This is a genomic window from Halochromatium glycolicum (assembly GCF_016584085.1).
GTDB lineage: Bacteria > Pseudomonadota > Gammaproteobacteria > Chromatiales > Chromatiaceae > Lamprobacter > Lamprobacter glycolicus.
Genome location: NZ_NRSJ01000002.1, coordinates 124,535 through 146,065, shown reverse-complemented (window position 1 = coordinate 146,065; position 21,531 = coordinate 124,535). Strand labels below are relative to the sequence as shown.

Below are 21,531 nucleotides of genomic sequence, written 5' to 3'. Positions count from 1 at the left end.
TGTACAATTCTCGCCTCGAAGTGTAGCAGCGGCGTTCGGGTGCCGAACGCCTCAATTGGCACAGATCGGTTGGGCTATTTCGGTCTTTGCTCGGGTCGCGTTCATCCGATACTAGGCGCCTTGATGAGACTGCGTTGAGACTCTCGGCACAAGGACGGCCCTCTTCTTCGGGTTAGGATACCCGACCGTTCAATCTCTGCGTGCCCCGTAACCATGCCACACAGGACGGAGCCTAACTCGTTGCGCGGAAAGCAAACGTGACCAACGGCACCACGACTGCAGCACAGCCTGATGCGGCGCAGGCCGGTGGGGCGCAGGCAGGTGCGGCGCAGGCCGGTGCGCCAGCCGGCGACGCGCGCACCGGAAACGCTGCTGCGACGAAGGGGTGGCGGCAGCGGCTGTCCGGCCTGCTGCGTGGCGGCCCGCTGGCCGGGCTGATCATTGCCGGCGCTGCCACCATAGCGATTGCAGCGGCACTGTTGCTCTGGTCGCAGGCGCCAGACTACAGAGTGCTCTACAGCAATCTAAACGAGGCCGACGGCGGCGCCATCATCACCGAGCTGGATGCGCGCGGCGTCCCGTACAAGTTCAGCCAGGGCGGGCAGGCGCTGTTGGTGCCGGGCGATCAGGTTCATAGTCTGCGGTTGCAGCTGGCCCAGCAGGGCCTGCCGCGCGGCGGGAATATCGGCTTCGAGCTGATGGAGGATCAGCCCTTCGGCATCAGCCAGTTCGCTGAGCAGATCAATTATCAGCGCGGGCTGGAGGGCGAGCTTTCGCGCTCGATCGAGTCCCTGGCGCCGGTGGAGCGCGCGCGGGTGCACCTGGCGATGGCGCAGGAGTCGGTGTTCGTGCGCGATCGCGAGCCGGCCAAGGCCTCAGTGGTGCTGACGCTGCTCGGTAGCCGAACCCTGAGCCAGGCGCAGGTGGATGCGATCACGCATATGGTCTCGCATAGCGTGCCGGAGCTGGCGGCGGACCAGGTGACGGTGGTAGATCAGCGCGGGCGCATGCTCTCGCAGGACCAGCCTCCGGACGGCCCGAACGGGACCCAGCTGGTCTATCAGAACGAGGTCGAGCGCACCTATCAGCGACGCATCGAGAACATCCTGATGCCGATCTTCGGGCGCGAGCGGGTGCGGGCGCAGGTCTCGGCCCAGATCGATTTCTCGCGGCGCGAGGAGACCTCGGAGCAGTACGCGCCGAACCAGCCGCCGAACGAGGCCGCGGTCCGCAGCCGCCAATCCAACGTTAGCTATACTGGCGACGACGACCTGGTGGGCGGCATCCCCGGCGCGCTGAGCAATACGCCGCCCGGGGTGGCGCCCTCGCCGATCGACCTGCCGCCACCGGATGAGGACGAGGAGCAGACGGCTGCGGATGAGGAAGCGAACGCCGACGGCGAGGAAGAGGACGGTGAGGCGCCGCCCTCGCCCTTTGCTGGCACCAAGAGCCTGGAACGGGACGATGTCGTCAACTATGAGGTGGACCGGAGCGTCACCCACGTTCGCCACCAGCATGGGCAGCTAAGACGGCTCTCGGCCGCGGTGGTGGTGGATTATCACCGCGAGCAGGACGAGACCGGCGCCTGGCAGCAGGTACCGCTGAGCGACGAGGAGCTGGCCCAGATCGAGCGCTTGGCACGTCAGGCTATGGGATTCTCCGCGGAGCGCGGCGACAGCATCGAGGTCGTGAACAGCCCCTTTACCGGATTGGATATGCACGGCGCAACGGAATGGTGGAGAGACCCGGAGCTGATCGAGCTGGCGAAGATGCTGGGGCAGCCGCTGTTCGTGCTGCTGGTGCTGCTGTTGCTCTACTTCCTGATCCTCAGACCCTTCATCAAGCACTACACGCGGCCGCCGCAGCCGCCCGAGCCCGAGTTCAGCACGACGGTTGGCGACGAGGATGCGGAGGGCAAGGAAAGCGAGGAAGAGGATGAAGACGCAGTCGTTTACGAGAAGAAGCGGCGGCGCGACAAGGCGCAGAGCTATCAACAGAAGCTGGGCGATCTGCGCGAGAAGGCGATGACTGACCCGCGTATGGTCGCGCTGATCATTCGCAACTGGTTGAGGAACACATGAGCCCAGCGCAAGAGAACACCGATAGGGACCCGCTGGAGGGCATGAGCGGCGCCCGGCGCAGCGCGATCCTAATGCTGGCGCTCGATGAGAACAGCGCCGCCGAGGTGTTCAAGCACCTGTCGCCGCAGGAGGTGCAAGAGGTCAGCACCGAGATGACCCGCATCGAGCAGGTCTCGCATGCGGAGATGAACGCGGTGCTGACGGCCTTTCAGGAGGAGCAGGAGGATTTCATTGCGCTGGACCTAGATTCCAGCGAGCACATCCGCGCCGTATTGAACAAGGCGCTCGGCGAGGATCGCGCGGCCAGCCTGCTCGAGGACATCTTCGAGAGCCGCGCCGGCGGGACAGGCATCGATACGCTCAATCTAATGGAGCCGTCGATGGTCGCGGAGCTGATCCGCGACGAGCATCCGCAGATCATCGCCACGGTGCTGGTGCATCTGGACCGCCGCCAGGCCGCCGCGGTGCTGGAGCTGTTCGACGACAAGTTGCGCAACGATGTGGTGCTGCGCGTGGCGACCTTCAGCGGTGTGCAGCCGGCGGCGTTGCAGGAGCTGACCGAGGTGCTGACCGGAATGCTGGACGGCCAGACGCTCAAGCGCAGCAAGATGGGCGGCGTGCGCACGGCCGCCGAGATCCTGAACATGATGAACTCTACCCAGGAGGAGGCGGCGATCGAGACGGTGCGCGCCCACAGCGAGGACCTGGCGCAGAAGATCATCGACGAGATGTTCCTGTTCGAGAACCTCATCGATCTGGACGACCGCAGCATTCAGCTGCTGCTCAAGGAGATCGACACCGACAGCCTGGTGGTCGCGCTCAAGGGGGCGCCGGAGGATCTGGTGGACACCTTCCTGCGCAATATGTCGTCGCGGGCATCCGAAATGCTGCGCGAGGACATGGAGGCGCGCGGCCCGATCCGGGTCTCGCAGGTGGAGGCCGAGCAGAAGGCGATCCTGCAGGTGGCACGGCGCCTGGCCGAGAGCGGCGAGATCGTGATCGGCGGTGCCGACGACAGCTATGTCTAGGACCGACGCCAAGGTGGTGCACGAGCAGGATGTGCCCTGGAGACGCTGGGAGATGAACCAGCTGACGCCGCCAAGGCCGCAGGAGCCGGCTGGTCGGCAGCGCCCGCTTTCCCGGTCTGATTCGGCGGCCCGGGATGATTCGAAGACTCGGTCGGATGCGTCTTTCCGGCCTGATGCGGCATCGCGGCCTGATGCGGCGGCCCGTTCCGATACGCCATCGCGGCCGAGTACGGCAGCCGGGACGAATGCGGCCCCGCGAACAGACGCGAAGTCGAATCGACCGAGCGGCCGGCAAGGCCGGTCAGCTGGTTCGGCAGGTGCTGACTCATCAGCCTCCCCGTCGGCCTCTGGCGAGGCGTCGGGCCAGGTCGCCCGCTCGGCGGATCAACGCGATACGGCGCGCGCGGCCCAGACTGAGCCTGGTGCGTCGGCGAAGAAGGCGCAGGCAGCGTCCGAGCAGGCCAAGGCCGCTGCCCGTCGGCGCGAGGCGGCCCATCGCAAGGCATTGGAGGCCGAGCGGGAGCAGGCCCGTGAACAGGCGCGCCGCGAAGGGCTCGAGGCCGGACATGCCGAGGGTTACGAGAAGGGCCTACAAGAAGGGCGCGAGGCCGCCGCTGCGGAGCTGGAGGCGCAGATCGCCGAGCGGTTGGAGCCGTTGCGCAATCTGGCCATCCAGTTCAGCGAGGCGCTGGCTCAGCTCGACGATGAGCTGGCCAACGAGATCGTGGACCTTGCGCTGGCCACCGGGCGACAGCTGGCCGCCGAGGCGCTGGATGCCCGCCCGGAGCAGGTGGTGGATCTCGTGCGCGCGCTACTGCATACGGAGCCGACGATGCATGGAAAGCCGCGGCTCTGGCTCCATCCGGAGGACCATGCCCTGGTGAGTGATTGGCTGGGGCAAGAGCTGGAGGCGGCCGGCTGGGCGCTGCAGCCGGATGATCAGGTGAGCCGCGGTGGCTGCCGCGTCACCAGCGAGCACGGTGAGCTGGACGCGACCTGGGAGTCGCGCTGGGAGTCGGTTCAGCAGCAGGTGCGGCGGCGCCGTCCAGCCAGTGAGCAGGTGGCCGAGGCGGAGGCGCTGCAGGCGGCCGCGGAGGCCGTCTCCAAGCGGCCTGAGACGGAACCTGGCGCGAAAGAACCGGCTGCAGAGCAATCTCGCCCTCAGCAAGACGCCGCCCAAGCCGCACCCCAAGCCGCACCCCAAGCCGCACCCCAAGCCGCGCCCAAGGACAATCCCAGCGGGCAATGAGCACGGTCGCCGAGAACCCTCACATCAGACGCTGGCACCAATCGCTGGGCCGCGTCCGCACGCGGGTCGAGAGCATTCAACGCTGGCGCACGAGTGGACGGGTGATGCGTGCCTCCGGCCTAGTGATCGAGACCGTCGGTCTGCAGGTGCCGCTCGGAGGGGGCTGCCTGATCGAGCTTCCCTCCTCCGGCGATGACGACGAGCGCTTCGCGGAGGCCGAGGTCGTCGGCTTCTCGGACGAGAAGCTGTTCTTGATGCCGCTGGCGGGCATCACGGGCCTGCAGCCGGGTGCGCGGGTATTCGCGCTTGGCGAGGGAACGCGCAGCGCGGCGCGTCGGTTCCCGCTCGGTGAGCCGCTTCTCGGCCGCGTGGTGGACGGCAACGGCGAGCCATTGGACGGGCTCGCCTCGCTGGACGATGCCCCGCACGGACATCTGACCGTGAAGCCGCTGAACCCGCTCGCGCGGGCACCGATCGAGGAGCAGATTGACGTCGGCATCCGCTCGATCAATGCGCTGCTCAGTGTCGGGCGCGGCCAGCGCATGGGGCTGTTCGCGGGCTCTGGCGTCGGCAAGTCGGTGCTGCTCGGGATGATGGCCCGCTATACCCGCGCAGATGTGATCATCGTCGCACTTATCGGCGAGCGCGGCCGTGAGGTCCAGGATTTCATCAATAATATCTTAGGCGAGGAAGGACGCCGGCGCGCAGTCGTGGTTGCGGCACCGGCGGACACCTCACCGCTGCAGCGGCTGCAGGGCGCGGCCTATGCGACGCGGCTCGCGGAATGGTTTCGGGATCAAGGGCTTGCGGTACTGTTGATCATGGATTCGCTAACACGTTACGCGATGGCCCAACGTGAGATCGCGCTGGCTGTGGGCGAGCCGCCGGCGACCAAGGGCTATCCGCCTTCGGTCTTCGCAAAGCTGCCGAACCTGGTCGAGCGCGCGGGGAACGCGTCGCGCGGCGGCGGCTCGATCACGGCGTTTTACACGGTGCTGACCGAGGGTGATGATCAGCAGGACCCGATTGCCGATGCAGCGCGCGCGATCCTCGATGGCCATATCGTCCTCTCACGAGCGCTGGCCGACGCCGGGCACTACCCGGCGGTCGATATCGAGGGCTCGATCAGCCGCGCGATGCCGGCGATCGTGGATGAGCGCCAGCAGCGCCAGGCGCAGCGGTTCAAGCAGCTCTTCTCGCGCTATCACCGTAACCGCGATCTGATCAGCGTTGGCGCCTACAGCCCGGGACATGATCCGGGTCTCGACGAAGCCGTGAAGCGTTATCCGCAGGTCGAGGCCTTCCTGCAGCAAGGTATGGATCAGGCAGCAAGCATCTCAGATGCGCGCGAAGCGCTCACTGCGGTGGTTGGAAAGTAAAAAGTAACGGGAGAACAGGAGGCTGAATGGTCGCACCGACACCACTTGAGACACTCACCGAGTTGGCTCGGGAGTCTCGCGACCAAGCGGGGCAAGCGCTGGCCAATGAGCGCAACAACGAGCGTCTGGTCGCGCAGCAGCTCGAGTCCCTCGACGCCTATCGCGACGAGTACGCGAAACGCCTTCAGCAGGCCATGTGCGACGGGATCGATTCGGCCACGATGCTCAACTACCAACAGTTCCTGGGGGCCTTGGACGACGCATTGGTGCGGGCGCGCAAAGCGTTAACTGACCAGCAAAAACGCGTATCCAGCACGCAGAAGAGGTGGCAGAACGAGCAATCTAGGCTATCCTCTTACAACACTTTGGCTGCCCGGCGCGCGCTGGAGGAACAGCGTGCAGAGGCTCGCCGAGAGCAGCGGCTGAGCGATGAGCTGGTGACGAACCGCGAGGTCCGGCGCCGCCTTCGTCCGCAGGATGCCTGAGGGTCATGATCTTGATCGACGTCCAGCTTCTTCTCGCTTCCGGCTCCAACCAGACAACGGGTCACAAACCTGCCGAGGCCGCGGCCGAGGCAGGTGCGTTTGCGCAACAGTTGGCCCGTGCATCGCAGGATTCCGCTAGCGGGCGTTCGGGCCTGAGCGGCGCTGGGTTCGTGACACCTGTTGCAGCGGAGGGCCCCGGACGCGGGCTCGCGAACGCGGTGCCGTCGGCGGCTGTTCGCTCTCAAGAAGGTTCGCTACTGCCGGCAAGCATGCAGGACAGCGCCAGCGGCGCAGGCGGTTGGCAGGCAGTGCTCCAGCAGCTGGCCGATGCTGCCGAGCTTTCAGGTCAGCAGGGACCGGCCGCAGCTGAGACGTTGCCCCAGGGCGCGATGCAGGCCTTGCTGAGCTCGTTGGAGGAACAGCTCCCCGCCAGTAAGCGCGAGCAACTGCTCGCGCTGCTGAACGACGCCTTACCTGGCGAGGCGGGGCAAACCCTAGTGAGTGAATCGCTCTTCAGCGAATGGCAGCAGCTCGGCGCCGAGGGACAGACTGACCTGATCGCCAATCTGGCTGAAGGGCTGCCCGACACTGTGCGCCAGCAGGTCATGGACGCGCTGAGCCGTGATCGACCTGCCGAGGCAGCGGAGGCGCTGCTCGCCGGCTGGCGCGAGATGGGCTCAATAGGCTCCACCGCCGAGCAGGCTGGGCTGATCGGGGATCTGGCAGAACGGCAACACAATGCGCTGCTTGACGGCGCCGCATCCGGCCTGGCACCACAACGCTCGCCGCAGATGGATGAGCAGCTATTCGCTCAGGTTGACGCCCTGTTGGCGGCCCAACAGGGTGAGGGACGGTCATCGAGTGACAGTCTTCGCGTTGATCTGTCCGAGCTTCGAGGGCAGCTGCGGGAGTGGCTCAGTAACGAGACCCGGCTCAATCAACCACTCACGCTCAATAGTGCTCAGCGTGGCGCGTTGACAGCCGAGGGCGTGCAGGCGCTGCTTGATGGGTCCAGCCAACGGCAGAACGCGGAGTCATTGCCGGCCGGATTCCGAGACGCGATCCTATCCGCGATCGCAAGCCGCGACGGTGGGGCCGGTTCTGGCTCTGGTTCGGGCTCTGGCCTGGGTCGATCAGGCACTGACGGCATGAACCTGGCAGGCGGCATGCTGGGCGGTCAAGCTGCCGCGACGAGCGCGGCGTCTGGCACCGGCGCCTCCGCGATGACGGCAGGTATCAATGCGCCGCTGACGAGTTCGGCTTGGCCGCAGCAGCTCGGCCAGCAGCTGGTGATGCTGACTCAGCGCGGCGGTGAGCAAAAGGTCGAGATCCGGCTGAACCCGCCAGAGCTTGGGCCGCTGACGGTCTCGCTGAAGGTCTTTGAGCAGAGCACGCAGATCCAATTCCTGTCTGCAAACGCGCAGGTCCGGGGTGCAGTCGAGCAAGCAATCCCTCAGTTGCGTGAGGCCCTGGCGGAACAGGGTATCCAATTGGGGGAGACCTCGGTTGGAGAGCAACATCCAGAGTCCAACCCTCAATCGGCTGGACACGACGGACAGGGCAATAGGGAGGGAGTTGGTTTGTCGGGCAGCACGGACGAGCCTCTATTTGACGAGATACCTGCCGCGACGGCGATCCAGCTGGATGGCCGGGTGGATCTCTACGCCTAGCCGAGGAGTCTCGGCGTCTTCCATTCGATAAGATGGGCGCTGTTCCAGCGCCTATTCCCTCTTTTGCGCGTTTCACCCTTCCCGCATACTTGATGCGGTAGCTCATCAGGAGGTCCATCAGAGCGTGGCGGATTCCAAGACTGGCTCGAACAAGCTGCTGTGGCTGATGATCGTACTGGTCGTGCTGTCGCTGATCACTGCAGTCGTTGCGGCCTACCTGGCCTGGCAGTCAGACGCAGGCGGCACAAACGGCGATCAGGCAACCGAGGAGACGGAGCGCGAGCCACCAATCTTCGTCGAGCTCGAGCCGTTCACGATCAACCTGAGCAGCTCGACCGGCAGTAGCCGGCTGCTCTACATCGGCATCACTTTCAAGGTCGGCAATCAACGGACGAAAGCGATGCTCGAGGAATATCTGCCGCAGGTGCGCAGTCGCCTGTTGATGAAGCTTTCCGACGAGCAGGTCGACGAGCTGACCACCGCTACCGGCAAGGAGAAGCTGGCCGATCGGCTGGTCGCGACGCTCACGTCGCCTCCCTTGGCCGAGGATCAACCTGAGCTTGTCATCGACGAAGTCCTGTTCACCGAGTTCATCGTGCAGTAGCCCGCGACTGGCTTTATGTCCCAAGACGACTTACTGTCGCAAGAAGAGATCGATGCCCTCCTGAAGGGGGTCAGCGGCGACGATGAAGGCTCCGCACAGCAAGGGGCGGGCGCGCAGTCGCGTATGCGCCGCTATGACCCGGCCACGCAGCATCGGGTGGTGCGCGAGCGGCTGCACGCGCTCGATATCATCAACGAGCGCTTCGCACGCCACTTTCGGGTCGCGATCTTCAACTTCCTGCGCCGCAGCGCAGACATCACCGTCGACACGGTGCGGTATCAGAGCTACAGCGACTTCTCGCGCAATGTGCCGGTCCCGACCAATATCAATATCATCGCGATGAGACCGCTCAAGGGCTCGGCACTGATCGTGTTTCCGCCAACCCTGGTCTTTATGGTCGTGGACAATCTCTTCGGCGGGGATGGGCGGTTTCTGACGCGCTCCGAAGGCCGCGAATTCACCAACACGGAGCAGCGCATCATTCAGCGCATGCTCCAACTGGCCATCGACGCCTACAGCGAATCCTGGCGGCCAATCTATCCGCTCGAGATCAGCTATCTCCGCAGCGAGATGCAGTCGAAGTTCGCGAACATCACCAATTCACCGAATGAGATTGTCGTCAACACCTCATTCAATATCGATGTCGGCAACCTCGCGACCAGTTTCCAGATCTGTATCCCGTTCGCGATGATCGAGCCGGTGCGCGACATCCTGAGCAATCCGCTCCGGGACGGTGGCCAGGACCCAGACAATCTCTGGGGGAGGCGGATGGCCGGTGAGCTGCGGCAATCGCAGATCGAGCTCGTCGCGAATCTGACGACGATCCCCTCGCGGATCAATCAAGTGCTCTCACTGAAGGTTGGGGATATCCTGCCGATCGAGCTGCCCGACACGGTCTTGACCAGCGTCGACGGTATCCCCGTCATGGAATGCGAGTACGGTAGCCAGAACGACCGCCGCGCGCTGCGAGTGGTGCAGATGATCGACCACGCGCGTCAGCAGGAACCGCTCGAGGCTGAAGACGCATTCATCAGCAGACGTCGCGCCCAGCGGTCGGAGACCAAAGCAACACATCATGACTGATCAAGACGAAACCGAGCAGACGGCCGGGGACGAGCGCTCCGCGGATCAGGCTCCCGAGGACGAGGCCAAGCGGCCCGAGGAAGAGGTGGCCGACCAGGAAGGCGACGAGGGCGTTGGAGAGACCGATGCCGATCTCGACCTCTGGGCGGCGGCGATGGCCGAGCAGGAAGCCGCTGAGACCGCCGACAGCGAAACGCCCGAAAGGAGCGACGGCGGTGAAGAGGAACTCTGGGCGGCGGCGATGGCCGAGCAGGAAGCGCAGACCCCAAGTGCTGAGACCGAGCCGCCGAGCGATGAGCCGCCCGCCAGCGCGCCGTCTGAGACGACTGCTTCGTCGCAGGCTGCGGCCGAGGCGGCAGGCGATCGCGTATTCCGGCCGTTAGAGCAGTCGGGCCAGAAGACCGAGAGCCGGGATCTGGAGATGATCTTGGACATCCCGGTGCGGCTGTCGGTGGAGCTGGGTCGGACCAAGGTGACCATCAAGCAGCTGCTGGAGATGGCGCAGGGCTCTGTCGTCGAGCTCGATGGGCTTGCCGGCGAGCCGATGGACATCCTGATCAACGGCTACCTGATCGCTCAGGGCGAGGTCGTCGTCGTCGAAGACAAGTATGGCATCCGCATCACCGAGATCATCAGTCCGTCCGAACGCGTCCAGAAGCTGAACCGATGAACGAGGTCGCCAGCGGCGATACCCTGGTCGGCTTTGCCGAGTTGGCGAAGCTCAGCGTCGCTTTGCTGGTGATCGTGCTGATCATCCTAACGGCCGCCTTCATCGTGCGCCGCTTTCGCGCGGCCCCGGCTGGTGGCGGTGCAGCGCTCAAGGTCATCGGCAGCACCGCGGTTGGGCTCAAGGAACGGGTCGTGATCGTCCAGGTGGACTCCACCTGGCTGGTGCTCGGTGTCGGTGGCGGTCAGGTTACCCGGCTGCACAAGCTCCCTGCCCCGTCGTCTGAGCAGGTGCCAGGGGCAAATAGCCAGATGAATGGTCCCCAGTTCGAGCCTGACGACTCCTTCGCGACGCGCTTTGCCAAAGCGCTCAAGCACAACATCGGGCTGCGATGAAGGCCGCGCTGCTTTGGGCCTTGCGATCCTCCACCCTGCTCCTATTGCTGACCGGCATCGGTTTGCTGTGGGTGGAACCCTCCCAGGCGCAGCAAATCCCGGGGCTGATCAGCGAGCCGATGGACGACGGCGGGCAGCGGTGGTCGCTCTCGCTGCAGACGCTGTTGCTGCTCAGCTCCCTGGCGTTCCTGCCAGCGCTGTTGCTGATGATGACCAGCTTCACTCGGATCATCATCGTGCTCAGCCTGCTGCGCACGGCGATGGGTACGCAGGCGGCGCCGCCGAATCAGGTGCTGCTCGGGCTGGCGCTGTTTCTGACCTTCTTCATCATGGCGCCCGTGTTCGATCAGGTCTATCAGGATGCCTGGGCGCCGCTGAGCGCTGAAGAGATCGAGTTCGGGGAGTTTCTGCAGCGCGCGCAGGGGCCGTTCAAGGAGTTCATGCTCGCGCAAACGCGCGAGCCGGATCTCGCCATGTTCGCGCGCCTGGCCGAGATCGAGCCGATGCAGGGGCCAGAGGATGTCCCGCTGCGTATATTGGTCCCGGCCTTTGTCACGAGCGAGCTCAAGACGGCGTTCCAGATCGGTTTCACGATCTTCATCCCATTCTTGATCATCGATCTAGTCGTGGCGAGCACCCTGATGTCACTGGGCATGATGATGGTGCCGCCGATCATCATCTCATTGCCGTTCAAGCTGATGCTGTTCGTGCTCGTGGACGGCTGGCAGCTCATCCTCGGTTCGATGGCAGAGAGCTTCTATTTCTAATCTACAGACGGGGAGATCAGAGCCATGCAGCCCGAAGAAGTGATGACTCTCGCCTATCAGGGGATGCGCGTCGCGCTCTTCCTCGCCGGCCCGATCATGTTGACGACGCTCGCGACCGGCCTGCTCATCAGCCTGTTCCAGGCGGCGACCCAGGTCAACGAGATGACCCTGACCTTCATCCCGAAGATCCTGGCGGTCTTCGCGGTGCTCGTGCTCGCAGGCCCCTGGCAGCTGCAGGTGATCACCACCTTCACCCGCAAGCTCTTTACCGAGGTCCCGCGGATGTTCTCGTAACGGCGCCGGCCGCGCCGACTGTTCGATTAGCCGGCACGCACCCCGACCAACCGTGATGCTCGAGGTCACCTTCGATCAGCTGCAGACCTGGCTGGCGGCGTTCCTGTGGCCGTTCACGCGCATCACCGCCTTCCTTGCCGCCTCGCCACTTTGGGGCCACTCCAGTGTGCCGAACGAGGCCAAGGTCGGCCTCGCTGTCGCGATCTCGATCGTGATTGCACCGGTCATACCGCCGCTGCCCGACGTGCCGATCCTGTCCTGGGCCGGCGTTTGGATCATGGTCGAGCAGGTGATCATCGGCCTGGCGATGGGGATGGTGATGCAGTTCACCTTTGGCGTCGTGCAGGCGGCCGGGGTCTTCATCGGTCTGAAGATGGGTCTAGCCTTTGCGACCTTCTTCGACCCGGGCAGCGGCACCAACATGGTCGTGCTCTCGCGCATCCTGCTGATGATCACGCTGTTGATGTTCCTGGCCTTCAATGGCCATCTGATCGTACTCGAGATCCTTGCAACCAGCTTCCAGACGCTGCCGATCGGGCTGGGCGGGTTCAATCCCGGCGCATTCGAGATGCTCGCGCGTTACAGCGGGGTCATCTTTACGACCGGCACCCTGCTGGCCCTGCCGGTGGTTGGCCCGCTGATCACGATCAGCTTAGCGCTCGGTATCCTTAACCGGTCAGCACCCCAGTTGACCGTGTTCTCGATTGGCTTCCCGACTCAGCTGCTGGTCGGGATGTTCCTGCTGATGGTGATGATGAACGACATCACGGCCTTCCTGGAGCGGCTATTCGCTCATGCGCTGATGAAGCAGCAGCAACTCCTGGATATGCTGGCGCCGCTCTAACTGAGCGCCTTGGTCAAGCGGATGTGCGGCCGTTTCGGCGTCCGGATCAGACGAAGCGGCACGATATTGCTGTTATAGTCACTCGCCCTGGTTTCCGGGACAAGCTGAGCCCATCGGTGCTGACTGTTCCGGCGCTTTCTGGCCGGTGATCACGTGGAATGGCTATAGCCGTGACCGTGAATCACGCGAAATGCATCGTCTGCGGTGGCACCTTGCCATGAACGTTAGCGCATGAAGTCGAACAACGACATGCCCTGGATGTCAACGAAGGCGCGTTGGGCGGCCTGAAGCCCAACCTGACGCAGGCTGTACTCTGTGACAGCCTCCCCGTAGTCCAAATCGACCAGTTCCGACATCGTCCGGTCGAAATTGAGCGCGCGCGTGCTACTGGCGGTGTCGACCACGTCCAGCTCGTTCAGTCGCGCGCCAACTGATGCTCGCCGCGTGAGTATATTATCCAGCCCGTTGTCCAGCTCGCGCATCATCGTGTCGATGGTATTGTGCACGTGGGCATGGTTGCTTTCTAAGCCGGCTTGATCGATCTCTAAGACATCAATCGCATCCTTGAGGGTCTTGAACAGATCTTGGTTCGCAAGGGCGTCATCAGCTGGTCTGACCTGGATCTGATCGCCGACGGCCGGTTCGCCTTCCACCGCGATGCTGACGCCGCCGAACGTCAGTGTTTCCCCGGACTCGTAGTCTTGTGGGCCCAGCAACTCCGTATCATCGTTGCTGAACGAAGCCGTATAGCCGTTATCCGCGCTTTCCAGCGTAAAGCTGAAGTCGTTCGACAATCCTTCCGCGAACGTGACGACGAGCTCGGAACCGCCCTTGTCAGGGCTCTTATCGACAACGCGAACGATTTCATCGGTTGCCTCAAGCGCCTCGATTAGTTCCCCCGACTCATTGAAGGCCGCAGAGGTAAACCCTGTCAACGCGCCTGCAGACAGGCTCACGTTCCCATCCCTGAGCAAACTGCTCGCATCGACCTCTTGAACCTTTACAGCGGAAACCTGGATGGCATTGGTAAAGGCTGCGGTATGGTTATTCGTTGCGCTTTCGAGTGTAAAGTCGAAATCGTCCGCTACCCCTTCGGCAAAGGTCACCACAAGCTCGGAGCCGTCATTTGCAGCGCTCTGGTCGACGACGCTCACGATCTCACTCGTCGCTTCAAGGGCATTGACGATGTCACTCGAGTCGGTAAGAACGCTTGGCGTGAAACCCGTCAATTCACCCTGTGAGACATCCACGACGCCGTCATTGAGCAGTGCGCTCGCATCGACCCTACTGCGATTGAATTCGACCCTGAAGTCATCGCCGAAATTGGCGTGGCTTGCATCAACACGCGTCGGCCCGGAGAAAGTGACCGAGCCTTCGTTGCGGACATACCCGACCTGGGTTCCGAGATCGATATCAGAGGGATTGGGGGCCGTTTTCTCAGCTCGCGCGACGTAGGTCGACCCACTTGCCACACTCTGGAACAGCATCTTGCCATTATCGGTTACCGGCATGATGCGCGACGCATCGACTCGCTGCTCGCGGACCTGATCATCGCCGCGGTATTCGACTCCCACCATCCCAGCGTCTGAGCTTGCACGAATGAAGGGGGGCCCTTCGTCTTGATAGCCGGCAAACAGATAGGTCCCGTTACCATCGGTGGCGTTAGCCTGACCAAGCAGTGTCTCATGAAGGCCGCGCAGCTCCGACGCGACAGCCTTCCGGTCACTATCGCTGAGCGTATCACTCGCCGCTTGCACGAGGAGTGTCTTGGCCCGAATGACGACATCAGTGGCGCTGTTGAGCACGCTTTCGCTTTGCGCGAGGGTATTACGCGCGCTGACACGGGAATCGGTATTCTGCTGCGTCACGGCTTGCGACTGCGAGACGCGCACGGCACGGGATGATGCCTGGGGATCGTCGGCAGGCGTGACCACCCGGCGGCCGCTCGCGATCTGTTGCCCGACCTTGAGGAACTCGCTCTGCTGGCGGTTCATCGAGGTCAGGCTCTGCTGAAACATGGTGACGGTGCTGATACGCATCATGGCTGAGAGACCCAGAATGAGATTAGTTGCGCAAGCCCAAGATGGTGTCGAGCAGGGTCGAGGCCGTATCGATCACCCGAGCGTTGGCGGCATAGTATTGCTGGAACCGGATCAGGTTCGCGGCCTCCTCATCGAGGTTGACCCCAGACTCCGATTGTTGAAGCGCTTCGATCTGCTCGGTGATCCCCTGGCTTGCTTCCAGGTTGACCTGAACGATATTGGCGCGGTTGCCGACGTCCGAAACCATGCTGGCATAGGCCTGTGTCAAGGTCGCCCGGCCGGCAACCAGATCCTCGCTCTGCAGGTCCTGTAACGCGATCGCATTGCGGTTGTCGCCCGGCCCGGAAGCCGCCTCTTGGAGTGTCAGTTCAGCCGGTGAGGCAGCGGCCTCCGGAAGCGCATCGATGCGGAAACCGACACCGTCGACAGTCACCCGATCTCCGGCAGCCAGTACCGCATCGGCGGTGTCATCGGCATTGCGCACGACGCCGTCCGCATCGACAACCCGCGTTTCCCCGTTGACCAATACGTCTGCGGGGACTGACAGGGACGTGCTCGCAAACTGAAGACCACCGGCGTCGGATAATTCCAATTCATACTCGGGCGGCGCTCCGGCGAAGGCCCCCTCGGCGGCCGTCAGCACGCTGATCTCCATATCGCCCTCGGTCGCGACCAATGCGCCGGCAGCGATCTCGTCCAGCTCGGTGATCAGTGTGTCCATGTCGCCGGCTGCCCGGCGCACTGGCTGAACCTCGAAACGATCGTTGTCGGCAAGGAGGTCCGAATCGTCAAAGGTGAGGACAACACCACCGAAGGTCAGCGTCGCATCGGTGCCGTCGCCGTTGGGATCAGCGAATGCGTACTCCCCTGCCGCGGGCGCCTGCCCCGCGGGGGCTTCGGCCAGTGCCTCGCCGTTGTCCTTGCGAACGACAGAAAACTCGGGTGGCGAGACGCTCGCATCGATAACCCGCACCTCGTAGTCGGTCGCACGCAACTGATCGATATTCGGCTCGTCGAAGATCACCTCGGTCACCTCTGCGGTGCCGTTATTGCGGTCATTCGAGAAGGCCTGGGGCTGGCCGATGCCGAAGAAATCGGCCCCCTGATCGCCGTTGGAATCCTGCCCGAGGCGGTGTTGGTCGTTGAATCCGGTCACCAAGGATGCAGCGAGCTGACCCATCTGATTCTGGGTCTTATCGAGTGCTTCACTGCGGAAGGTCATGAGCCCGCCGAGCGTTCCCCCCGTGATCAGGCCCTCATCGAGCGGAATGACGCTGGCATTGCTACCAGACCCGTCTCGATAGGCGACGATTGTGCGCTGCGGATCATTAGGGGAATCCACGGCGACCAGCTCGAAGGCGCTGGTCCCGGTGACGAGCTGCTGACCATTCGGCAGCCCGATGTTGTAGGTCGTGCCGTCCTGAATGTTGAGCCGCACATTCATCCGTTCGTTGAGCTGCTCGATCACGTGGTCGCGCTGATCGAGCAGGCCGTTTGGGGCTTGACCGCGGCTTGCACGCGCCAGCGCGATCTCACGGTTGAGCCCGGCTAGCTGCTCGGTGAGGTTGTTGATCTGGGTGACCTCATCGCGAATCTGGCCGTTGACACCTTGCTGCATGTCGTCAAGGTATCCATCGAAGGCCCGGAACTGCGCGGTCATCGTCTCCGCGGTCCCCAGGACACCTTGGCGCGAAGCCGGGTCAGACGGGGCGGACGCCAGATCCTCCAGGCTCGAGAAGAAGTTCTGCATCAGCGGCGAGAGACCTGCCTCACGGTCAGCCAACAGGTTGTTGATCTGGCTTACCTGAGTCTGATACGCCTCGAGACTACGAGTCTCTGTCAGCGAATCGTTGAGCTGCTCGGCGACGAACTGATTGAATTGCCGCTGGATCTCAGTCACGCGCACGCCCGTCGGCAAGGCACCATTCTCCTGGAGGATGGTCACTTCCCGGTTGTAGCCGGGCGTGTAGACGTTGCTGATGTTGTTGCTCGTGGTCTTTAGGGCATTCTGAGCCGCGTTAAGGCCACTGAGCCCAATGGAGTAGATGCTCATGCTGTTTGTTTCCGGCAGCGATGTCTCAAGCCCGTGTTCTAACCGGTTTATCGGCAAACCGAAGGCAATCTTGAGCGGCTGGTGCCTGCCACCGGTCAATAACTGAAGAAGATCGGAGAGCGCGACGCTTGCGAGACGACCGGGCCGAGGCTCTCCATGATGCTGATCAGCTTATCGGCATAGGCGGGGTCTGTCGCATAGCCGCCGGCCTGAAGCTCACGCGCCGCGTGCTCAGCATTGGGGGCCGTGGTTACTGCGTTGTAGCGCGGGCTCTCGCTGATGAGGCTCGCATAGTCGGTAAAGGCCGCCTCAAACGACTCATAGACACGGAACCGATCCCGGAGGCGCACGCGCTGACCCTCGATATGCTCGTGCGTCGTGACCTCGGCCGTCGGGCCCTGCCATTGGCTGCCGGCCTTGATTCCGAACAGATTGTGGCTGTTCTGCCCCTCCGGCGTCAGGATCTGATACTGGCCCCAGCCCGTCTCGAGCGCGGCCTGAGCCAGGATCAGCTCAGCCGGCACACCGGTGCGACGGCTCGCGGCCTGAGCCGGCCCAGCCAAAGGCTCGAGGAAGGCCTGTACATGTTCCGCAAGCACATCGGTAGCCGGCTCCGAGTGCTTCCCCAATCCGGAAAACAGCCCGACGCCGACGCTGCCCGAGCTAGCCGGGCGCTCCCCTGTAGGCCGGCGCCAGCCCTGAAGCAGGCTTGCCGAGGCATCACCTTGCCCATTCTTCAGGCCGCCCGCCGTCACCTGATCACTATCGTCCGGTGACCCCCCGACTAGCGGACCTGTCGCGCGACCGCCGAAGGCATCGAGGAAGCGCTGGGGCTGATCAGCCGATGCACCGGCCTGTGCCGAGCCCGCAAACGACGATTCACCACCCGCCTGCGTGGCACCTTCGTTGCGCGTGGCGCTCGCCGGCACCGGATTCGTTAGCGGTTGGGGTGTACCGCGCGGGATACCGGCGATCAGTGAAGCGGGCTCCTCCGCGCTCGCGCTCGCTTCGGACACCGCAGGAGAAGGCCGTGAAAAATCGTTTCGGGCAGAGCGGGCTGTCCCTTCTGCTTCGAGCTGCGCAACCAGTTGATCGGCCAAGCCAATACCGCGCTCGGCCATGGTCTGCGACCATTGCTGATCAAGCAGTGATTGATAGAACTCGGTCTGCTTGCTGTTCGTGAGATCACTGGTCGGCACGGTATCGCGCATACCCTTGACCAGCCTGTGCAGGAACAGCGCCTCGAACTGCTGAGCCGCCTCGCGGATCGCCTCCGGGCGATCCTGCCGAGCACTCTGCTGCAGGCGTTGCAAGCCCGCCATATCAAGAGCGAATTGACTGGCTGCGCCGTCTGCGCGCATCAGATGATCTCGAGCTCTGCCCTAAGCGAGCCGCTCGCCTTCAGCGCCTCCAAGATCGCCATCAGGTCCTGCGGGGTTGCCCCGAGGGCGTTCAACGCACTCACAACCTCGGTCAGATCCGCCCCGCCCACCATCCGTAGATAGGCGTCCTGCTCTTCGATCGTGATCTCAGTGTCGGGAACGACCACGGTCTCGCCGCCGCTGAAAGGTGGCGGCTGACTCACGGCGAATTGTGTATCAATGGTGACAGCGAGGTTACCGTGCGCCACCGCCGCTCGACGGAGTGTCACAGCGCTGTTCATCGCGATCGAGCCTGTCCGCGAATTGAACACCACCTTTGCAGGTGCCTCGGTCGGCGTCACCTGAATGCTCTCGACCCGGGCCATGAAGTTGACACGCATATTGTCGGTCGGGGGGCCATTCAGTTTAATGACTCGGCCATTCACGCCCTTCGCCATCACACAGCCAAATTCGTCATTGATGGCGTCAACGATGCGCTTCGCGGTGCCGAAATCGGCCTCTTTCAGAACAAGCTCCAGTATCCCATTGTTCGCGCCCAGGTTTAGCGGGACCTCACGCTCTACTAGAGCCCCGCCCGGGATACGCCCGCCCCCAAGCTGGTTGATTTGGACCGCCGCGCCGCCGGCCTGAGCTCCGGCGCCTGGTACTAGCAGGTTGCCCTGGGCGATTGCATAGATCTCGCCATCAGCACCTTTGAGAGGCGTCATCAAAAGGGTACCGCCGCGCAAGCTACGCGCGTTACCAACCGACGAAACATTGACATCCAGCCGCTGCCCCTGACGCGAGAACGGAGGCAGATCGGCAGTGACCATCACCGCCGCCACATTCCGCAGTTGCATGTTGGTGCCTGGAGGGACCGAGATACCCAACTGAGAGAGCATGTTGGTCAGGCTCTGGCCGGTAAACGGTGCTTGCATGGTTTGGTCGCCGGTGCCATCCAGACCGACGACGAGGCCATAGCCGACCAACGCGTTGTCGCGAACGCCCGCAAAATCGGCTAGCTCACTGATCCGTTCAGCGGATGCCGGTAGCGCGACAATAAAGCTAAAAACCAGACTACTAAGCAGGACGGCTGGGATACGTAGTGAAGTTCTCTTTACTCGGTTCATCTGCTGCCTAAGCGTCAAGAATGGTCTTGGTAACATTTTACAGAGACCCTCGCGCCGATCAGCCACGATCAGAAGGGGGACACGTTCAAGAAGAAGCGTTGCAGCCACCCCATGTGCTGCGCTTCGTTGATATAACCGTCACCAACGTACTCGATGCGTGCATCGGCGACCGCCGTAGAAGCCACCGTGTTCTCACCGGTAATCGTGCGCGGATTCACCACTCCAGAGAAGCGGATAAACTCCGCCCCCTGATTGATCGCGATGTGCTTCTCGCCACGTACGCGCAGGTTGCCGTTCGGCATCACCTCGACGACCGTGACGGTGATCGTTCCATCGAAGGTATTGCTTGCCCGCGAATCACCACCGCCACTGAAATCATTCGCGCCAGAAACATTGAAACCAAGATCCTCGAGTTCCGCGATCCGCTCGGTGATGAAGGGCGGAACCTCAGCGAAATCCAGGCTGGTGGAGCCCTGCCGATTGGCGTTGGACTCCGCGTTCTTGGTCGCGCTGACCTCCTCCTCCAACACAATGGTCAGAATGTCACCTGGCATCCGCGGCCGCCGATCCTCGAACAACGGCTGAACGCCCCGTTGGGCCTGGAAGATGGAGCCGTTGGCCACTGGAGGCCGTGCATCCGGTATGCTGACCGGCTCTGGTGGGCTAACGACCGACCGGCGCGGCAGCTGCGCGCAACCACTCAAAACGAGCAGCATCGCCGATAATATGGCCAGTCCAACGATAGGATGTCTCATTGTCCTCGAGGGATTCGCCCCTGCGGTTAGAGCTGCGCCAACCGCGCGAGCATCTCATCACTGGTCTGGACAGCCTTGCTATTGATCTCGTAGGCGCGCTGGGACTGGATCATGCTGACCATTTCCTCGACCACGTTCACGTTCGAGGTCTCAACATAGTTTTGCAGCAACGATCCAGCACCATTGAACCCCGGAATGTTCTCGTTTGGAGGTCCTGAGGACGAGGTCTCCTGGTACAGGTTGCGCCCCATGCTCTGCAGGCCCGTCGGGTTGATGAAGGTAGCCAATGTAATTTGGCCAATCTCCTGATCCTGCGGAATACCGGGCTGGGTAACCGAGACGATGCCGTCCTCACCGATGGATAAGGAGAGCGCATTCTCGGGGATGAAAATCGCTGGCTCCAGCGGAAGCCCATTGGCCGTTACCATTTGGCCATTTTCGTCCAACTGAAAGCTACCGTCCCGCGTGTAGGAAATGGTTCCATCCGGCATCAGGATCTGGAAGAACCCTCTTCCGTCGATCGCCAAATCCCGCGAGTTACCCGTGTTCTCGAGGCTGCCTGGCGTATGAAGCCGCTCGGTCGCGACTGGTCGCACACCGCTTCCAACCTGCAGTCCTGACGGCAGGCGATCCTGAACATTATTCGGCGCACCGGGCTGGCGGAGGTTCTGATAGAGCAGGTCCTCGAAGACCGCACGCGAGCGCTTGAAACCATTCGTGCTGACGTTCGCGAGGTTGTTCGCGATGACGTCTAGCTTGGTCTGCTGGCCCTCGAGGCCGGTCTTCGCGGTCCACAGGGAACGGATCATGCTGCGAATTCCTTTAACGTTTTTCAGGCTGAAACTCAGCCCTGTATTGACAAGAGACTATTTGCACGCTGGGCGTTCTCGTCGACCTTACTGATCGCGGACATCTGCATCTCGTAGTGCCGAGATGCATCGAGCATCGCGACCATGGCCTCGACCGCGCTCACATTGCTCCCCTCCAGGGTGCCACTGACGAGACGAACCTCTTCGTTACGCGGTAATGGAAGGATCTCGCCGTCCTGGTTCTCGGGCGGGCGAAACAGGCCGTCATCACCGCGAATCAGCCGCTGCTCGCCCGGGTCAACCAATTTGATCCGCCCGACATCGACGAGCGCATCCGGCCCCTGTCCCGGCCCAATCGCGCCGAGCGTGCCGTCCGCGCCGATCGAGACCTGCGAATCGAGCGGCACAATGACCGGCCCGCCCTCACCGATCACCGGCCGACCGACGATATTGACCACACCGTTGTTATCGATTTGCAGCTCACCACGCCGGGTATAGGCCTCAGACCCGTCCTGGGCCTGAACGGCGATCCAGCCGCGCGAATCGAGCGCGACGTCAAGCGGACGTCCGGTCGTCGTCAACGGACCGTGGCTGAAATCACTGCCCGGGGTCGACGCGACTGCCGAGACCCGCGTGTGTGTTGCAGCCTCTCCCTGAACGGGGACCGCGCGCGCGGCGAACAGCTCCGCCCTAAAGCCAGTCGTACTGACGTTCGACAGGTTGTTGCTGATAACCGCCTGACGATCCACGCCTTGTTTGGCGCCGCTCATTGCGGTGTAGAGGATGCGGTCCATTTAGCCTCGAGGAGTCGACTGGGCCGCGGTGACCGGGCCCA

General features: G+C 63.0%; 20 protein-coding genes. 13 read left to right on the top strand and 7 right to left on the bottom strand.

Annotated features, from left to right (window positions below; genetic code table 11):
* The first annotated feature begins 257 nt into the window (after window positions 1-257).
* The 13 genes from fliF (at window position 258) to fliR (ending at window position 12,546) form a co-directional block, all read left to right on the top strand.
* Entirely contained in the window at window positions 258-2,081 is a 1,824-nt protein-coding gene (gene fliF / locus CKO40_RS01945) for a flagellar basal-body MS-ring/collar protein FliF (protein WP_200344225.1), read from the top strand.
* Window positions 2,078-3,109, top strand: coding sequence for a flagellar motor switch protein FliG (fliG, locus tag CKO40_RS01940; RefSeq protein ID WP_242476716.1), 1,032 nt, complete (start codon window positions 2,078-2,080; stop codon window positions 3,107-3,109). The genes fliF and fliG overlap by 4 nt, the downstream gene beginning before the upstream one ends.
* On the top strand, window positions 3,102-4,358 hold the full coding sequence (locus tag CKO40_RS01935; protein ID WP_200344223.1) for a flagellar assembly protein FliH: 1,257 nt from the start codon (window positions 3,102-3,104) through the stop codon (window positions 4,356-4,358). The genes fliG and CKO40_RS01935 overlap by 8 nt, the downstream gene beginning before the upstream one ends.
* A complete protein-coding gene (gene fliI, locus CKO40_RS01930) occupies window positions 4,355-5,737 on the top strand; it encodes a flagellar protein export ATPase FliI (protein WP_200344221.1) in 1,383 nt (460 codons plus the stop codon). Before CKO40_RS01935 ends, fliI begins: the two co-directional genes overlap by 4 nt.
* A gap of 26 nt (window positions 5,738-5,763) precedes the next feature.
* Complete coding sequence (gene fliJ / locus CKO40_RS01925; protein ID WP_200344219.1) at window positions 5,764-6,222, top strand: flagellar export protein FliJ; 459 nt, start codon at window positions 5,764-5,766, stop codon at window positions 6,220-6,222.
* 308 nt (window positions 6,223-6,530) lie between these two features.
* Window positions 6,531-7,892: a flagellar hook-length control protein FliK gene (locus CKO40_RS25070; protein WP_207173322.1), complete on the top strand. Its 1,362-nt coding sequence runs from the start codon at window positions 6,531-6,533 to the stop codon at window positions 7,890-7,892.
* A gap of 124 nt (window positions 7,893-8,016) precedes the next feature.
* Entirely contained in the window at window positions 8,017-8,496 is a 480-nt protein-coding gene (gene fliL / locus CKO40_RS01915; RefSeq protein WP_200344215.1) for a flagellar basal body-associated protein FliL, read from the top strand.
* A 15-nt stretch (window positions 8,497-8,511) separates the two neighbouring features.
* Window positions 8,512-9,579, top strand: coding sequence for a flagellar motor switch protein FliM (gene fliM / locus CKO40_RS01910; RefSeq protein ID WP_200344213.1), 1,068 nt, complete (start codon window positions 8,512-8,514; stop codon window positions 9,577-9,579).
* Window positions 9,572-10,249 (top strand): flagellar motor switch protein FliN, encoded by a 678-nt coding sequence (fliN, locus tag CKO40_RS25575; protein WP_476702796.1) that lies wholly within the window; start codon window positions 9,572-9,574, stop codon window positions 10,247-10,249. The genes fliM and fliN overlap by 8 nt, the downstream gene beginning before the upstream one ends.
* Entirely contained in the window at window positions 10,246-10,641 is a 396-nt protein-coding gene (fliO, locus tag CKO40_RS01900; protein ID WP_200344211.1) for a flagellar biosynthetic protein FliO, read from the top strand. Before fliN ends, fliO begins: the two co-directional genes overlap by 4 nt.
* Window positions 10,642-10,661: 20 nt before the next feature.
* Entirely contained in the window at window positions 10,662-11,408 is a 747-nt protein-coding gene (gene fliP, locus CKO40_RS01895; RefSeq protein WP_276570762.1) for a flagellar type III secretion system pore protein FliP, read from the top strand.
* A gap of 24 nt (window positions 11,409-11,432) precedes the next feature.
* Complete coding sequence (fliQ, locus tag CKO40_RS01890) at window positions 11,433-11,702, top strand: flagellar biosynthesis protein FliQ (RefSeq protein ID WP_200344207.1); 270 nt, start codon at window positions 11,433-11,435, stop codon at window positions 11,700-11,702.
* 55 nt (window positions 11,703-11,757) lie between these two features.
* Entirely contained in the window at window positions 11,758-12,546 is a 789-nt protein-coding gene (fliR, locus tag CKO40_RS01885; RefSeq protein ID WP_200344205.1) for a flagellar biosynthetic protein FliR, read from the top strand.
* A gap of 224 nt (window positions 12,547-12,770) precedes the next feature.
* Here the strand turns inward: fliR and flgL are convergent, their stop codons facing one another.
* From flgL to CKO40_RS01850, 7 genes are all read right to left on the bottom strand, one after another.
* Entirely contained in the window at window positions 12,771-14,588 is a 1,818-nt protein-coding gene (gene flgL, locus CKO40_RS01880) for a flagellar hook-associated protein FlgL (RefSeq protein WP_200344203.1), read from the bottom strand.
* Between the two features lie 22 nt (window positions 14,589-14,610).
* Window positions 14,611-16,641 (bottom strand): flagellar hook-associated protein FlgK, encoded by a 2,031-nt coding sequence (gene flgK, locus CKO40_RS01875; RefSeq protein WP_200344202.1) that lies wholly within the window; start codon window positions 16,639-16,641, stop codon window positions 14,611-14,613.
* Window positions 16,642-16,736: 95 nt separating this feature from the next.
* A complete protein-coding gene (gene flgJ, locus CKO40_RS01870; RefSeq protein WP_207173320.1) occupies window positions 16,737-17,963 on the bottom strand; it encodes a flagellar assembly peptidoglycan hydrolase FlgJ in 1,227 nt (408 codons plus the stop codon).
* Between the two features lie 38 nt (window positions 17,964-18,001).
* Complete coding sequence (locus CKO40_RS01865; RefSeq protein WP_200344197.1) at window positions 18,002-19,132, bottom strand: flagellar basal body P-ring protein FlgI; 1,131 nt, start codon at window positions 19,130-19,132, stop codon at window positions 18,002-18,004.
* Between the two features lie 68 nt (window positions 19,133-19,200).
* Complete coding sequence (locus CKO40_RS01860) at window positions 19,201-19,755, bottom strand: flagellar basal body L-ring protein FlgH (RefSeq protein ID WP_338074097.1); 555 nt, start codon at window positions 19,753-19,755, stop codon at window positions 19,201-19,203.
* Between the two features lie 158 nt (window positions 19,756-19,913).
* Window positions 19,914-20,696: a flagellar basal-body rod protein FlgG gene (gene flgG, locus CKO40_RS01855; protein ID WP_200344193.1), complete on the bottom strand. Its 783-nt coding sequence runs from the start codon at window positions 20,694-20,696 to the stop codon at window positions 19,914-19,916.
* 35 nt (window positions 20,697-20,731) lie between these two features.
* Entirely contained in the window at window positions 20,732-21,490 is a 759-nt protein-coding gene (locus CKO40_RS01850) for a flagellar basal body rod protein FlgF (RefSeq protein WP_200344191.1), read from the bottom strand.
* Window positions 21,491-21,531: the final 41 nt, after the last annotated feature.

Bases quoted from the DNA above. Each gene is read 5' to 3' on its own strand.
- fliG (WP_242476716.1), top strand. From the start codon at position 2,078: ATGAGCCCAGCGCAAGAGAACACCGATAGGGACCCGCTGGAGGGCATG.
- CKO40_RS01935 (WP_200344223.1), top strand. From the start codon at position 3,102: ATGTCTAGGACCGACGCCAAGGTGGTGCACGAGCAGGATGTGCCCTGG.
- fliI (WP_200344221.1), top strand. From the start codon at position 4,355: ATGAGCACGGTCGCCGAGAACCCTCACATCAGACGCTGGCACCAATCG.
- fliJ (WP_200344219.1), top strand. From the start codon at position 5,764: ATGGTCGCACCGACACCACTTGAGACACTCACCGAGTTGGCTCGGGAG.
- fliM (WP_200344213.1), top strand. From the start codon at position 8,512: ATGTCCCAAGACGACTTACTGTCGCAAGAAGAGATCGATGCCCTCCTG.
- fliN (WP_476702796.1), top strand. From the start codon at position 9,572: ATGACTGATCAAGACGAAACCGAGCAGACGGCCGGGGACGAGCGCTCC.
- fliO (WP_200344211.1), top strand. From the start codon at position 10,246: ATGAACGAGGTCGCCAGCGGCGATACCCTGGTCGGCTTTGCCGAGTTG.
- fliQ (WP_200344207.1), top strand. From the start codon at position 11,433: ATGCAGCCCGAAGAAGTGATGACTCTCGCCTATCAGGGGATGCGCGTC.
- fliR (WP_200344205.1), top strand. From the start codon at position 11,758: ATGCTCGAGGTCACCTTCGATCAGCTGCAGACCTGGCTGGCGGCGTTC.
- flgL (WP_200344203.1), bottom strand. From the start codon at position 14,588: ATGATGCGTATCAGCACCGTCACCATGTTTCAGCAGAGCCTGACCTCG.
- flgK (WP_200344202.1), bottom strand. From the start codon at position 16,641: ATGAGCATCTACTCCATTGGGCTCAGTGGCCTTAACGCGGCTCAGAAT.
- flgJ (WP_207173320.1), bottom strand. From the start codon at position 17,963: ATGGCGGGCTTGCAACGCCTGCAGCAGAGTGCTCGGCAGGATCGCCCG.
- CKO40_RS01865 (WP_200344197.1), bottom strand. From the start codon at position 19,132: ATGAACCGAGTAAAGAGAACTTCACTACGTATCCCAGCCGTCCTGCTT.
- flgG (WP_200344193.1), bottom strand. From the start codon at position 20,696: ATGATCCGTTCCCTGTGGACCGCGAAGACCGGCCTCGAGGGCCAGCAG.
- CKO40_RS01850 (WP_200344191.1), bottom strand. From the start codon at position 21,490: ATGGACCGCATCCTCTACACCGCAATGAGCGGCGCCAAACAAGGCGTG.